Origin of the sequence: Leptospira fainei serovar Hurstbridge str. BUT 6 (genome assembly GCF_000306235.2) — a bacterium.
Taxonomy (GTDB): Bacteria; Spirochaetota; Leptospiria; order Leptospirales; family Leptospiraceae; genus Leptospira_B; species Leptospira_B fainei.
On sequence record NZ_AKWZ02000002.1, the window covers coordinates 390,918 to 404,742 of the forward strand.

General features: G+C 44.5%; 10 protein-coding genes. 6 read left to right on the top strand and 4 right to left on the bottom strand.

The features are described 5' to 3' along the window. Positions 1 to 154: 154 nt before the first annotated feature. Both ilvN and ilvB read right to left on the bottom strand, forming a co-directional pair. Complete coding sequence (gene ilvN / locus LEP1GSC058_RS03235) at positions 155 to 634, bottom strand: acetolactate synthase small subunit (protein WP_016548163.1); 480 nt, start codon at positions 632 to 634, stop codon at positions 155 to 157. Continuing rightward, the gene (gene ilvB, locus LEP1GSC058_RS03240) at positions 631 to 2,340 is read right to left on the bottom strand and encodes a biosynthetic-type acetolactate synthase large subunit (RefSeq protein ID WP_016547788.1); all 1,710 of its coding nucleotides are present in this window, start codon (positions 2,338 to 2,340) and stop codon (positions 631 to 633) included. The genes ilvN and ilvB overlap by 4 nt, the downstream gene beginning before the upstream one ends. 360 nt (positions 2,341 to 2,700) lie before the next feature. On the opposite strand from ilvB, the gene LEP1GSC058_RS03245 reads away from it, so the two are divergent. Then, positions 2,701 to 3,825 (top strand): tetratricopeptide repeat protein, encoded by a 1,125-nt coding sequence (locus LEP1GSC058_RS03245; protein ID WP_016547955.1) that lies wholly within the window; start codon positions 2,701 to 2,703, stop codon positions 3,823 to 3,825. Here the strand turns inward: LEP1GSC058_RS03245 and LEP1GSC058_RS03250 are convergent. Beyond that, a complete protein-coding gene (locus LEP1GSC058_RS03250) occupies positions 3,822 to 4,766 on the bottom strand; it encodes a metallophosphoesterase (RefSeq protein ID WP_016547893.1) in 945 nt (314 codons plus the stop codon). The two genes, LEP1GSC058_RS03245 and LEP1GSC058_RS03250, sit on opposite strands and share 4 nt — an antisense overlap. Positions 4,767 to 4,948: 182 nt before the next feature. On the opposite strand from LEP1GSC058_RS03250, the gene LEP1GSC058_RS03255 reads away from it, so the two are divergent. Both LEP1GSC058_RS03255 and LEP1GSC058_RS03260 read left to right on the top strand, forming a co-directional pair. Continuing rightward, positions 4,949 to 7,492 (top strand): methyl-accepting chemotaxis protein, encoded by a 2,544-nt coding sequence (locus tag LEP1GSC058_RS03255; protein ID WP_016548005.1) that lies wholly within the window; start codon positions 4,949 to 4,951, stop codon positions 7,490 to 7,492. Between the two features lie 106 nt (positions 7,493 to 7,598). Continuing rightward, entirely contained in the window at positions 7,599 to 7,871 is a 273-nt protein-coding gene (locus tag LEP1GSC058_RS03260) for a hypothetical protein (protein ID WP_039947990.1), read from the top strand. 53 nt (positions 7,872 to 7,924) lie between these two features. Here LEP1GSC058_RS03260 and LEP1GSC058_RS03265 read toward each other — a convergent pair whose 3' ends face one another. Next, a complete protein-coding gene (locus LEP1GSC058_RS03265; protein WP_016548185.1) occupies positions 7,925 to 9,928 on the bottom strand; it encodes a phenylalanine--tRNA ligase subunit alpha in 2,004 nt (667 codons plus the stop codon). A gap of 203 nt (positions 9,929 to 10,131) precedes the next feature. Here LEP1GSC058_RS03265 and LEP1GSC058_RS03270 point away from each other — a divergent pair, with 203 nt between their 5' ends. From LEP1GSC058_RS03270 to feoB, 3 genes are read left to right on the top strand one after another with little or no spacing between them, the layout of a single operon-like run. After that, complete coding sequence (locus tag LEP1GSC058_RS03270) at positions 10,132 to 11,433, top strand: ABC1 kinase family protein (RefSeq protein ID WP_016547812.1); 1,302 nt, start codon at positions 10,132 to 10,134, stop codon at positions 11,431 to 11,433. Continuing rightward, positions 11,430 to 11,672, top strand: coding sequence for a FeoA family protein (locus LEP1GSC058_RS03275; protein WP_016547811.1), 243 nt, complete (start codon positions 11,430 to 11,432; stop codon positions 11,670 to 11,672). The genes LEP1GSC058_RS03270 and LEP1GSC058_RS03275 overlap by 4 nt, the downstream gene beginning before the upstream one ends. Positions 11,673 to 11,689: 17 nt before the next feature. Continuing rightward, positions 11,690 to 13,816, top strand: coding sequence for a ferrous iron transport protein B (gene feoB, locus LEP1GSC058_RS03280; RefSeq protein WP_039947991.1), 2,127 nt, complete (start codon positions 11,690 to 11,692; stop codon positions 13,814 to 13,816). Positions 13,817 to 13,825 lie beyond the last annotated feature (9 nt).

Genomic DNA, 13,825 nt, shown 5'->3' on the forward strand with positions numbered 1-13,825 from the left:
GAAAAATTCGGGAATGGAATACCCCGCTCGGGACTGCAGTCGCAACCCAATCGTAACAAAAATGTAACAATTGGCCTCGCTGTTAAGCGAAATTAAAGACTTAAGAAATTCTCCGGCGTCGGACTTGATCCGGCGACCGTAAACTATCGTTCATTTATACGGATCTATAGCGAAGGGCTATTTGACCGGTCCGTGCGATCTCATCAATGCCGAATTTTTGCATCATCTCTATGAATGCGTTCACTTGACGAACGTTACCTGAAAATTCGATGGTCAACGAGGATTGTGTCAAATCTGCGATCCTCGCCTGAAAGACTTCGCATATGGAGATAATCTCGGTCCTGTTCTTATCATCGCTACGCACTACCACAAGAACCAATTCCCTGCTGATACAATCATGATAGGCGAGATCTTCCACGTCGATCACGTCCGGTAGCTTTAAAAGTTGGCGTTTTACTTGCTCAACGACCGAATCATCCCCCTTTACGACGATGACCATACTGGAAACGTCAGGTTGATCGGTGACTCCTACGGCGATCGAATCTATATTATAACTACGGCGTGTAAACAATCCGGAAACATGACTCATAACGCCGGGGTGATTATTGACTAAAATCTTAAGAATATGCTTCATTTCTTACGCGTTCCGATCAAATCGGCAAACTCTATCATGTCCTTCTGCGATTTCCCTGCAGGTATCATCGGAAACACTTTTTCTTCCGCCGGAATCATCACTTCGAGAAAACAAGCCTCGTCGTCTTCCAGCAAGAAATCGATGGCGGATCCAATTTCATTTTTGGATGAAATCCTCATGGCTTTCATCGAATAGGCCTCCGCTAACTTCACGAAATCCGGATTGTAATTCCATTCCGATTCGGAAAACCGCTCTTCGTAAAAAAGTTCCTGCCATTGTCGAACCATTCCGAGAAAGTTATTGTTAAACACTATAACCTTTACGCCTTTCTTATACATGGCAATCGTTGCAAGTTCTTGAATATTCATCTGAATCGAACCGTCGCCCGAGACGCAAATAACCGTCTTATCCGGGTTTCCGAATTTAGCGCCGATTGCCGCCGGTAAACCGTATCCCATCGTACCGAGTCCTCCGGACGTTAGCCATCGGTTCGGTTCATCAAAAAGGAAATACTGGGCGGCCCACATTTGATGCTGACCGACATCGGTGGAAACGATAGCCTTTCCCCGCGTCTTTTCGTGAAGACGATTTAAAAAACCCTGGGGTTTAATCGTATCAGTGGAATCATCGAACTGAAGCGGATGTTTTTTCTTTATATCGTTTAAGAACGTTACCCATTCTTTTCGATCTATCTCTTTTACTTTCGGAATTAAGGCCTTCAATACGTCTCGTAAATCGCCGTGAAGCAAATAATCGACAGGAACGCGTTTATTAAATTCCGCAGAATCAATATCGACATGGGCGCGTACAGCTTTTTCAGCAAACTCTCCCGGTTTGGCGACACGGTCATCGAATCGGGCTCCCAAATTCAATATGTAGTCGCATTCCAAAATCGCCTTATTCGCGTAAGCTGTTCCGTGCATACCGAGCATACCCATGGATAGAGTATGAGTCCCCGGGAAAGCTCCGATCCCCATGAGAGTAGTCGTTACCGGGATATCCCCTTTTTCCGCCAACTCTCGAATTTCTTTATAAGCGTTGGAATTGATCGCTCCACCGCCCACATAAAGAAGAGGACGTTTGGCTCGGTTTAAAGCGGCGGCAAAGGATTCCAGATCTCCCGAAACTTTCGGCTTTTCATAATGACGAGCGTTGATTTTCAGGATTCCGGCTTGTCGAACATCCGTGAGCTCCGTTTGAACATCCTTTGGAAAATCCAACAAGACTGGACCGGGTCTTCCGCCCATTGCAATCAAGGTAGCTTCTTTGAAATGTCTGGCAAGATCGTTAGCTGATTTAATCAAAGCATTATATTTCGTAATCGGAATCGTGATTCCGTAAATATCGGCTTCTTGGAAGGCGTCCGTTCCTATCGTATTCGTTGCGACCTGTCCAGTGATTGCGAGAACCGGAACCGAGTCCATTTTCGCGTCAGTCAACCCTGTGACTAAGTTTGTCGCTCCCGGGCCGGATGTAGCGATGCACACTCCTAATTTCCCGGTTGATCTAGCGTATCCTTCCGCCATGTGAACTGCGCCCTGCTCATGCCGAACGAGAATATGCTTAATCTTTGTACTCTTGTATAATTCGTCGTAAAAGGGCAAGATAGCCCCACCCGGGTAACCGAATACGATATCGACTCCGTATTCTTCCAGTAGCTCGACCATAAGTCTTGCGCCGGTTATTTTACCTTCGCTATTAGGCATTGTTCCCCCCGCCCTGGGTCCATTCAATGATCTGGCAAGAGCCTGTCAAGAGGTTCCCCAGTCGTCTTAGCGATAGGTGAAAGCGTCTTTCATAGTGGAGATAGATTCCGCCCTTCGATCGAAACCTCTCCTAAGAAAAACATAACTTTCGCATCGCTCTAACCTTTTGTAGTTACGCGAAGTCCTTTAACGAACGACGAAACGGCATATTTCATCTTTTTTTCCTTAATTCAAATATTCTTTACGGATTTCCTCGAGAGGAAAATCTATACTCAATCGTCAAAGTAATATATTAAATAAAATATTGAATGAGGAACGTTTTACTCCTCGTTTAAAATGTAAAAAGGAACGTTCGATCTCATGAGTGAACCTATTGAAAAGACGCAAGTCGGTAAGGAAGATGAGGACTCGCATTTTGCGCAGATCAAGAACCTAGCCAAAGAAGCATACCGTTATTTGGACAGTAGGCAATGGGATAAAGCCGAGTCCAAACTCAGAGAACTCCTAGCAAAAGAACCGGCGAACACCTACGGATTGGTCGGAATGGGAGATCTCCATTTCAAGCGCAAGGAATTCAAGCAAGCATTAGAATACTATAATAGATGTATCAAGGAAGATTCCTCTAACAAATTTTCCTTAATGGGGTTGATGAACTGCTATCGAGAGATGAATCTTCTCAACCGAGTCATCGAAGTGGCGGAAGAATACCGGCACATTACCATCACTGATGCCTCGATTCTCAGCCGAGTAGCCGACGCTCATCGCAAACTTAAGAACTTCAAAGAATCCGAAGTATATTATATGCAGGCGCTTCAGATTAATCCCAAAGACCAATATGTGATCGTAGGCTTGGGTCATCTCTTTTTTGCCTGCCAGAGATATAAAGACGCGATTCATTGGTGGGAAAAACTGCTCGTCATCCAACCCGATAACATTAAGATCCTTACGGAGATCGGAAATAGCTACAGAAAGATCAAGGATTTTGACGAAGCGATCCAATATTACCGTAGGGCCGCCGACTTGGATCCGAGAAATTTCTTCGCATTATACGGATTAGCGGAATCGTATCGCGGTAAAAAAGATTTTCGCAAAGCTAACGAGTTCTGGGAAAGAATCTTGGAATTCGATCCAGACAATAAACTTATTATCAATCGTTATGCGGATAGCCTCAGAGGTATGGGCGAATACGATAAAGCTCTCGAGTGCTTCAATCGGATCCTTTCCGAAGGAGAAGACTATTTCGCTCTTCTCGGAAAAGCATCCTCGCTCAAGCTCAAAGGAAGTAGGGACAAAGCCGAGGAAATTTATCTCGATCTTCATAAAAAGTTCCCGATGGATCCCAGACCGGTAATCGAACTTTCTGAACTATATTATGATGTTTCCAAAAAAGACGAAGCCATAAAAATTTTGGAAGAATTTCACCGGAAGCAGCCGTTAAACGAAGAGGTCAAAGCAAAACTGGATTTTATCACCCAAGAGAACTAAGACTCTTCCTTGATCCGAGTCCTCTCCTTTTCGATCTCTTTCGGAAGGGGAGCGACTTCCTCCCTCCCGCCCTTTAGGTAAATCGCCTCGGCGTCCCAATGCCCATTCGTCCTTGTAAGTCGAATATGATGGTGCCATCCCTGCCCTTCCTTATCCTTGAAGATTCTCGGAACTCGCGCAGCATTCACATAAAGAGTTCCTGCTTTTCGGACTTTCCAAGTTCGAAATAGAAGGGATCGTTTGGCATGATGATGCATATGCCCCGCTGCGACTACGCTCACGATCCTGCCCTCGGCGCGAATCGTATCCAGACATTCGGCGAGATCCAGATCTCCGAAATCGCCGGCCTCTTTACGAAAATCGCAACCCCAGATATCGGTCGCTCGCCCCCCTAACCCGGCAGGTCCATTATGCGCTAATATTAAAATATCCTTATCTACAGTCCCCGAATCTCTGCTCAATGAAATCAGTTTTTGGGAGGATTCTCGTAAGCTTCGAATCCCAAAGCGCTGTTTCAAAAGCGGGAGAAAATTCAAGCGGGAACCCATGGAAAGAGGGCGACCACCGATCAAAGCCAAATCGGAAATTTCCGAGTGAAGAGAATATTCGCAAACTTTTATATCACCCAAAATGCGGCGAAACTTCGAATAGCGATGTAGATGAGCGGGTAAACTCAAAATCGTCCAGTACGAATTCAGAGAAAAAATTTCGACAAGCAACTGAAATACCGACGTAGTGTCGTGATTCCCGGGAATTAAATAACAAGGCTTTCGAATTTTGGAAATTTCTTTCGCTACTCTGTAAGCGCTTGCAGTCGTGTAAGTACCCAAGTCTCCCGTGAAGAGGATCGCATCATACGCGCTATGCGAGAAATAGTCGGTATCGACCGAAGTCCAAAATCCGTGAATGTCTCCGATCAAAGCTAGTGTGAGATTTTTCAATTTGGTTAACCTAAAAGGATTATATGTTTCTCTTTAATAATTCCTTGTATTCCACCAAGAAAGAATTTTTCTAGGGAGTCATTCGAGTCTAACTGCACAGACCGACTTTTTATTTCGAAAGAAGTTTTACGGTCGATAAAGACAATTGAATCCTACGAATCAATCTGATAAAAGGAAGGCGCATGCAAGGTATTAGTAAGGATATTAACAGATTCACACTTCGTTTCATCCTTTTTACGGAAGTAATCGGCTACACTGTCGCAGTTCCGATCGGTCTTCTCCTTTTTTACCTTGTCTTGGATTTAGACGCTAAGCAAACCCGAAACCTGATTTTTTCCGCCGCTACAGTATCTGCAGCTTTGCTAGCATATACCTTCTTTGCGACTCGTTGGAAACTTTCACCTCTTTTAAATTATAGAAACCAATTCGCGACAGGTGCAGTAAATCGAGATACCGTTTTTAAAGCGCAAAGGGCGTTATTCCGACTTCCGTTTATTCACTCGATCGACGTCGGTTTACGAATGTTTTTGGGAGGAGCAATCACAGCTATCCTCTTCGATTATCTTTCTCCGGAAACCGGCGCGGACATTTACAATCTTTTCGGGATTCTTCTGTTCATCACGGCCAGTTTGGCGATGCATTTTTACCTCGCGACGGATCGCCTAAAGGACAATTTAAGCCGTACCGACCTATTCGGATCCATCGATTCCGGCTCTCTAGTTAAACTAAGCTTAAATAGAACTTTATCCTTAACGTTTTTCTTTATCGTGTTCGTACTATCGATCGGAGTTTCGACGGTGGTTTATAAACTTACCTATAATTCGATTCGAATCGCTTATTTCGGACAGATGAAGAACATTTCTCAAACGCTAGACCTGCTAACGGAAACTCTCTATCGTGAGGCGGAATCGGAAGCGAAGGACGTGACCGAAAACCGAAACATAGTATTCCAATTATCGAAATTTCAATATAAGGACGCTTCCGAATCTTTAAATCGGTTTCTACTAACTAGCGTAAAATTCGAAGGAATCGCGGTTTGGACGGAAGAAACGGACAGCTACAGGAAATTGTCCTCAAGCGGAACTTTGGTCGAAGAGCCTTCAGCCTATGTGAATCAATTCGCTCTTCCGGCCCCAAAAGAACTAAAAGTCATTCTGGAGAAAAACGGAATCTACCTAACCGAACCGGGTGCCTCCTCCGTCACAGGCGCTCCGGTCATTCTTTACATAAAAGAGTTACAAATTCCGAATGGTCCTAAATCGTTTGCAGTCTTTTCCTTTAAAATCGGCGACCTGACTACCTGGATCCTGCAGTCGATCAAGGTAGGAAAGACCGGCTATCCCGGGATCATGTCTCCGAAGATGACCTTCCTAAATCATATTAACCCTTCGTTTCGACTCAAGAATATTCAAGAATTTTCGTTTAGGGATGCGTTTACGGGAAGCGTGGACGACGTGCCTGTTCGGTATACTCTTGACGGGATCTTTAAGTTTATGATCTATAAAACGAATCAGAAATACGGGTTTAAATCCTTCGTTGCGGTGGAAAACGAGGAGATTTCTAATCAGGCTTTAAACACCGCCCTCTATATGATCGCGATCTCTTTCGTAGGATTAATTTTCGTGGGCGCTTTGATTTATTTCGTCCTAACTAAAAATTTGCAACCCTTGAAAGAGAGCCGGGACCTAATCGAGAAGATGGCCGAAGGGGATTTAGGGCATACGATTTCCGTATTTTCTAGAAACGAAATCGGGGAAATGTCCATCAGCATCAACGAATTTAATAAAAAGGTAAAAAACGTTCTTGGTAAAATATCCGATGCATCTTCTAATCTCGCCTCCTCGTCGGAAGAAATGTCGGCGACTTTGCGATCGATTTCGGATAACGCGCAAGGGCAAGCGGCTTCCGCGGAGGAAATTTCCGCCTCTATAGAGGAAATTTCGGCGGGAATGGACTCCATCTCCTACCAAACGGAAGAACAGGTGAGACTTTTGGATAGACTCGGCGGGGAAATGAATGAATTTTCGGCTTCGATACGAAATACTTCCAAAAACGTCGAAGATACTTTAGGACAGGTAAAGAGAATCACGGAGGATGCGAAGAAGGGTGGAAAAACCCTCGAATTGACCAACGCAAGTATCGGAAAAATTTCCCGCAGTTCCGAAGAGATCAGCGGCGTAATCGAAATTATCACGAATATATCGGAGCAAATTCATTTACTTGCCTTAAACGCTGCGATCGAAGCAGCCAGGGCTGGAAATGCCGGGAAAGGATTTGCGGTGGTTGCGGACGAAATTTCCAAGCTTGCTGACAAAACATCGAACAGTACGAAAGATATAGAAGAAATCATTCAATCCAACGAAGCGGAAATCGGAATCGGAGTCGGTAATATCAAAGAGACCGTAGCCGTTATCGGCGGGATTATTCGCGATATTCAAATCATCTACGATAGAATGTCCGAAGTGTCTTCCTTCATGGGCGAACAGTTAAAACGGAACGAATCTGTTAATCGAAGTGGCGTAGAGGTAAAGAGCAGATCGGATTCGATTCGCGCCGCCGTTCAGGAGCAGAAATTGGCGATCGAAGAAATCGCAAGAACTATATCGAACATAAACGATTTAACTCAGTCCAACGCCGCTTCGTCGGAAGAACTCAGTTCCAGTTCTGTCGGGCTGGCGAATCTCGCGGAAGATCTTAAAAAGGACTCCGGATACTTTCATTTTTGATTCGATGGAAGCTTCATTTCCGCTTGGGAGGCTCCGTGATTTCGGAGTCTCCAAAACGAAAGTAAACTCCTTGATTTTTAGTGAATTGCCTGTAATTTGCGCATATATGGAATGGGAAAAGATTCTCCGGGACTCGGTTAAGGACAGCGTAATCAAAGAGTTATACCTTAGACGAGTTCCAACTCTCAAGACCTGCGACGACTGGAACAAAGTGAAAGAAATCGGTTTGGTTGACCATAAAACCAAATACGCCCATTATAAGGGAGGTCTGGTCAAATACGGGGAAGGACTTTTCTTTGTTAGCGACGAACGCCTGCAAGCGCTGGCCCCCTTTCGCAAATGGGAATTCAAAACCAAAATTAAAGTGATTACCGAGTAATCTCCACGCTGGGCTTTCGGGTTCGAGATTTAAACGGCGAGTTAAATCTCGAACTAACGGGTTAATCTGATGATTAGATTAAGCTTTTCGGCGACCGTTATTACGTCCTGCACTCTGGTTTTATCTACGAGTACCGCGTTCGGGCCGATTTCATCCAAAACGATCTTCTTGCCTTTTATCTGGCCTAAAAGTAATTCCATGACGTTCTGATCTTTGGTTCTCACAAGCACACAATCTTCAGCGACTTCCACAACGGGAAGATTTCCCCCCCAATCTTCCAATAAGAAAAGAAGGTTTTGCGCTAATTCCGCCTTGCTGGAAGCCTTGAGGAAGTCGATAAATTCCGACGGTTTATAACCGAGTAGAATTCCGAGCTGGTACGCTTCTTTCGTTAGGACGAACGTATAAACTCGATCATAATCCTTAAGTTCCGTAAATGCTTTGAGTAGATGAATGCCGTTCGTGGAAACTTTTTCGGGAAACGCAATCACTGAAAAGTCGGGGTTGATAGTAATCCCGCCCTTTTCGGTGGCGTTCGTTAATTCCCCGGTTTGGAAGAAGTATTCGCCTAATTTAGATAACGCGAGAAAGCGATTCGGATACTCGACTTCCAACAGACCGAATAAGTGCAGGTAGAAAATAGCGCTCATGATCTCTTTGCGAAGATCGGCTAAATCGGTCTGAAAATTCTTCGTTCTGAATCCGGGAGACATGATCAAATGATCCCGGATAATCGTAGAGAAAATTACGGATAAATGAATACGCTTGGATTTGATGATTAAGTTCACGCACTTGTCTAAAATCATCTTATCGTAAAAAGGCATCTCCGTCGGCTGAAACACTTCCGGCGGATTAATTCGCTTCATTCTGGCTTCGTTAACTTCATGAATCACGAGCTTCATGATTTCGAAAATATCCTTCTTCAAGAAGCCTTCCACATCACCCCTAAGAATGATGTTCTCTCCCTTGATATCACCCAAATTTAATAGACGCAATATCGGAAGAATCAGTTCCATTTGATAGATTTGGCTTTTTTCAGGGAAAATACTGATATCGGGATTCAGTAATTCCTGCTCGGTTCTTTTATGATCCGCTTGCTTGACTTTTCCCGATTTTGCGAGAACTAAGCCTTTTCGACTGATATAAGATAGGAGTTTCTTAGTATTTAAGAAGAAATCCAACTCGTTAGTCGCGGACTTTTCCTGGCGTTGACGAGTTCCTTTCTTAACGGAAGGGAGAATCGGATTATGCTGGATGTATTTTAATAGTTCTTCGGGAAGGGAAAAAACTCTTACGAATTTTTCCTCTACAAAGCAAACGTCCGCAACAAGGCCTTTCTCGACCAAAGAAGGAACGATTACCTCGTATTTTCCGCGGTTCATAACCACGAAACTACGGATATCATCCGCATCCGCAACGCCGCCGCTCAGATAAATGCGAACAAGAGTATCCCTTTCCAATTCCGAAAGCGAAATAATTGCGCTCTCGAAAGCTTCAGGAGTCGTTGCATGGGAATAGAACTTACGGATCGTATCTAGCTTAGGCGGAGCCTTTACGGCCTTTTTCCATTCTGCGGAGATATCTGTTAGTTTTTTATGATCGAGAAGTTTCTCGATGCTAATCTTATATTTATCCCCTTTTAGGTTTTGATCCAAGGGGACGAGATCCGCTAACTCGTCGAAAGCATGATATTTATCTAAGTTGTTAGTAAGGCGTTCACGATTTTTGCGTTGATAAACAAGATGATACTTCCGCAGAAGATTCAATTCCATCTCAACGTTAATCGGTGGAATATTCACTTTACGTGAAATCTCACCTAGCGTTAAGACATTCTTGTTTTTAAGGATCGAAGTATAAATATTTACTTGGAGAACCGTGAGCTTCTCCAAAACACCTTTTAGATAAAATTCATCCAGAAAAGTGTCGTACAAGAACTTAAGATTTTTATTCTTTTCCTTGTAAGGCGGCTTAGGAATATTCCAAAGTGCGGCGATCTTTTTTAAGTCGTTTAGTTCGAGTTTCTCGAGTTCTTGTAACAAAACTGTTTCGCCGCTCATACCGTTGACCGAATTAATCGCTCGAGAGCCATCCTCTAATTCTCGACTGATTCGTAAACCAAAATACAGTCTTGGTCTTCTTAGTTCCGGAAAGATTCGCTTGCCCGTTCCACAGTCGGTTTTTGAGAGAAAAACCTATAACAATCTAATCGACCTTTCGATTTAGATTGTCCTCCTACCCTTCGCTTCTAATCTGGAACCGTATGGCTGGATTCCTAGAGAGCCTTCGCCTCGGGTTAGGTGGCGCCGCGAGAATGGTATCGAGCGGTTTCGTCTTTTCAACCAAGACCCTTCTGCTTTTGAAAGACCTTGCCGTCGGTGGCAGCGCATCTAAGGATCTCCCTTTACGTTTGCGGGAAGCCTTCGAAGAACTGGGAGCAACTTATATTAAACTCGGGCAATTTATTGCCTCCGCGCCCTCCCTCTTCCCGGAGGAAATCGTTACGGAAATGCAAAAATGCCTGGATTCCGTCCGCCCTATTTCCTTTAAAGAAGTGGAGAACGTTATCCGCAAAGAGCTTGGCGGGAAGCCCGAAGACCATTTTCGGAGTATCGACCGTAATCCCCTAGCGTCGGCCTCTATCGCCCAAGTTCATTCTGCAGTTACCAAAGACGGGCTAGACGTAGTAATCAAGGTCCAAAGACCGGATATAGAGTCGGCTCTCGGAGCCGACCTAAACTTACTCTATCTAGCAAGTCTTGTTTTCGAAATTTTTGTGCCTGGACTTAGTCGTTCCGGACTATCCGGCATGATGAAGTTATTCCAGGCTTCGATTTTCGAAGAAATCGATTTCTATAAGGAAGCCGAGAATATCGAAGAGTTCGAAAGAGCGCTCCTCGCATCGGGAGAAACCCGAGCAAGAGTTCCTAAAGTTTATCATAATTTAAGCACCAAGAAAGTATTAGTTATGGAGAGGTTCTACGGGGCTCCGATTACCGATGAGGCGTCTCTCCGAAAGTATTCCAAGGACCCGCAGAGGACTCTTTCCAATGCGTTGGAAGTGTGGTTCTCGACGCTTTCTAGATCCGGCTTTTTTCACGCCGACGTTCATGCAGGGAATTTAATGATCCTAAGAGATGGAACGGTAGGATTCATCGATTTCGGAATCGTAGGCAGAATATCTCCTAAAATATGGGAAGGATTGATGGTTTTCCTAGAAGGTCTTGCGACAAATCGGCCGGCAAGAATCGCTAACGGCCTGATTTTAATGGACTCGACGGCGCAAGGAGTCGACGAAGCGCGTCTGGCGAAAGACCTCGAAAAAGTTTTCGGAGAAATGAGCGAAATGGTTTTAGGGATTCAAATGGGAGAATTGGAAGCTTTCGATGAGAAGAAACTGAATGCAATCCTATTCGAGTTCCGCGAGTTAGCTCAAAGAAACGGTCTCAAAATTCCCAAAGAATTTGGACTTTTAATCAAACAAATTTTATACTTCGATCGTTATGTTAAGGCGTTCGCTCCTGATATCGATCTAATAAGAGATAGAGAAAAATTTATCCGATGAAAAAGACCCTTTTCGAATTAGAGCCTGGCGATTCACCCATTTTATCAGGTCTAAAGGAACTCCCCGGAAAAGAAGGGCTCGTTCGTAATTTATTGGACATGGGCTTTCTGCCCGGAACAAAGCTGCAGATACTTGCCAAGTATCCTAGCCAAGATAAAGTAATCGTAAAAATCGGATTAGTTCAATTAGCTTTAAGAAATATAGAAGCGGAATTGTTGGAATTAGAGGAATCAAAGTGAAGGTCTTACAGAAGGAAATTCTTCCGGAGGGATCGAAAGTCGGATCAGATTCGTTTCGAATTCTGCTAACGGGCAATCCCAATTGCGGTAAATCTACGCTTTTCAATAGACTAACAGGACTGAGACAAAAGACGGGAAATTTCAACGGTGTGACCGTAGAAAAAGCGGAAGGTAAGATTCGGTTAGGCGACGCTTCCATAAGATTGATGGATCTCCCGGGAGCGTATAGTTTAGGGGGAGAATCCGAAGACAAGCAAGTTACCACTAGGGTGCTTCTCTCGCACAAGGAAACCGATCGTATTCTATTCGTACTGGATGGGGTCGCCGTCGAGAGAGGGTTACAGTTTCTATTACAGGTTGCGTCTCTTAAAGTTCCAACGTTAGTCGTCGTTACTATGAAGGATGCTCTTGAAAAAAAGGGATTACAGTTGGATCTCAATCCGCTCATCAAGGCGTTCGGAACGAAATTCCTGTTTATTAATCCAAGAACGGGAGAAGGGACCCAAGAGCTGAAGGAGGCCCTTTTCGACACGTCCTCTTTTCGCACTCCCTCGGCCTCCTTCGCTTGGGATAAGAAACGCGAACAATTCCTGGAATCGATTCTTTCCCATCTAACAAGTTCCGATCCGGTAGCGCTTCGTTTCGTCGTGGAGAATTCGTTAAAGGAATTGTCGGGAGAAAAACTTTTGACCGGAATTCCGGGATTATCCTATCTACCCGAAGAGGCCCGAACTTTGGTAACGGATGCATGGAAGAAAACCGGATTAAACTTTTCTTATCGAAATGAGCTGGTTCAAAAATCTTTCTGGATCAAGAAATTATTATCCCGCGCCCTTTTGGGCAAAGAAAACGCGACGGGCGGCGTTTTAAGATTCGCTGATCGGATTCTATTGCATCCGGTTTGGGGGTTGATTTCCTTTCTGGCGATAATGGCTTTTGTATTTCAAATGCTTTTTGCTTGGTCGGAAATTCCGATGGATTGGATAGAAACTCAGGTGGGAGCGTTAGCTGCATTTGTAGGGGGCCTTTTACCCGAAGGTCCTATTCGATCCCTTATCCAGGAAGGAGCAATCGGCGGAGTAGGCGCCGTTCTAGTATTTATTCCGCAAATTAGCCTTCTTTTCTTCTTTATCGGAATCATGGAAGAAAGCGGTTACATTGCCCGCGCCTCGTTTGTTATGGACCGCTTCATGGGAAGATTCGGATTATCGGGAAAATCCTTCATTCCCTTACTTTCATCGGCGGCCTGCGCAGTTCCCGCCATTATGGGTACAAGAACGATTGAAAACAAAGCGGATCGAATTACGACCATTCTTGTTTCTCCTTTGATCACCTGTTCGGCTAGATATCCGGTGTATATCCTTGTCATCGGTACCGTGTTCTCGGATCGACCCGTTTTCGGAATTTTCCAAACGAAAGCTCTTGTTTTGTTCGGACTCTTCGTACTTGGAATGATCGCCTCCATGACGGCTGCATTCGTTTTTAAAAAAGCCTTTTTCTTATCCGAACCCAGCTACTTTCTGATGGAACTCCCGCGCTATCACTTCCCTTCCGTCAAAAGCCTTTTCATCGTAGTATATAAGAAAATTAAAACATTCTTATTGAATGCCGGAAAAGTCATTCTTTCTATTTCTATCCTTTTATGGTTTTTAGCTAATTATCCCAGAGTCGAGGAATCCAAGATCCATAATCTACCTCTGCACCAGGCCAAGTCCGTGCAAATTTCCGAATCTTATGCGGGCCGTTTAGGTAAAGCAATGGAGCCGATTCTGAAGCCTATCGGTTTCGGATGGAAAATGGGAATAGGTTTAATCACGTCTTTCGCAGCTAGGGAAGTTATGGTGTCGACGCTTTCCATCATTTACGGAGTCCAGGGAGAGGAAGCGGAACAGGAAGATTTGCGCAGCGCCTTGAGAAACGATAAAGATCCGCAAACCGGAAAACCGGTATGGAGTCTCGCCAGCGCTTTAAGCCTACTCGTCTTCTTCGCGTTTGCCTGCCAATGTATGTCCACATTAGCAGTCGTAAAGAGGGAAACAAATTCCTTATTTTGGCCTTTTTTCCTGTTCGGGTACATGACGATTCTCGCATATATCTCTTCGTTTATCGTTTTTCAGGCCGGCAAAGCGTTCGGATGGACCTAGTGAAGATTC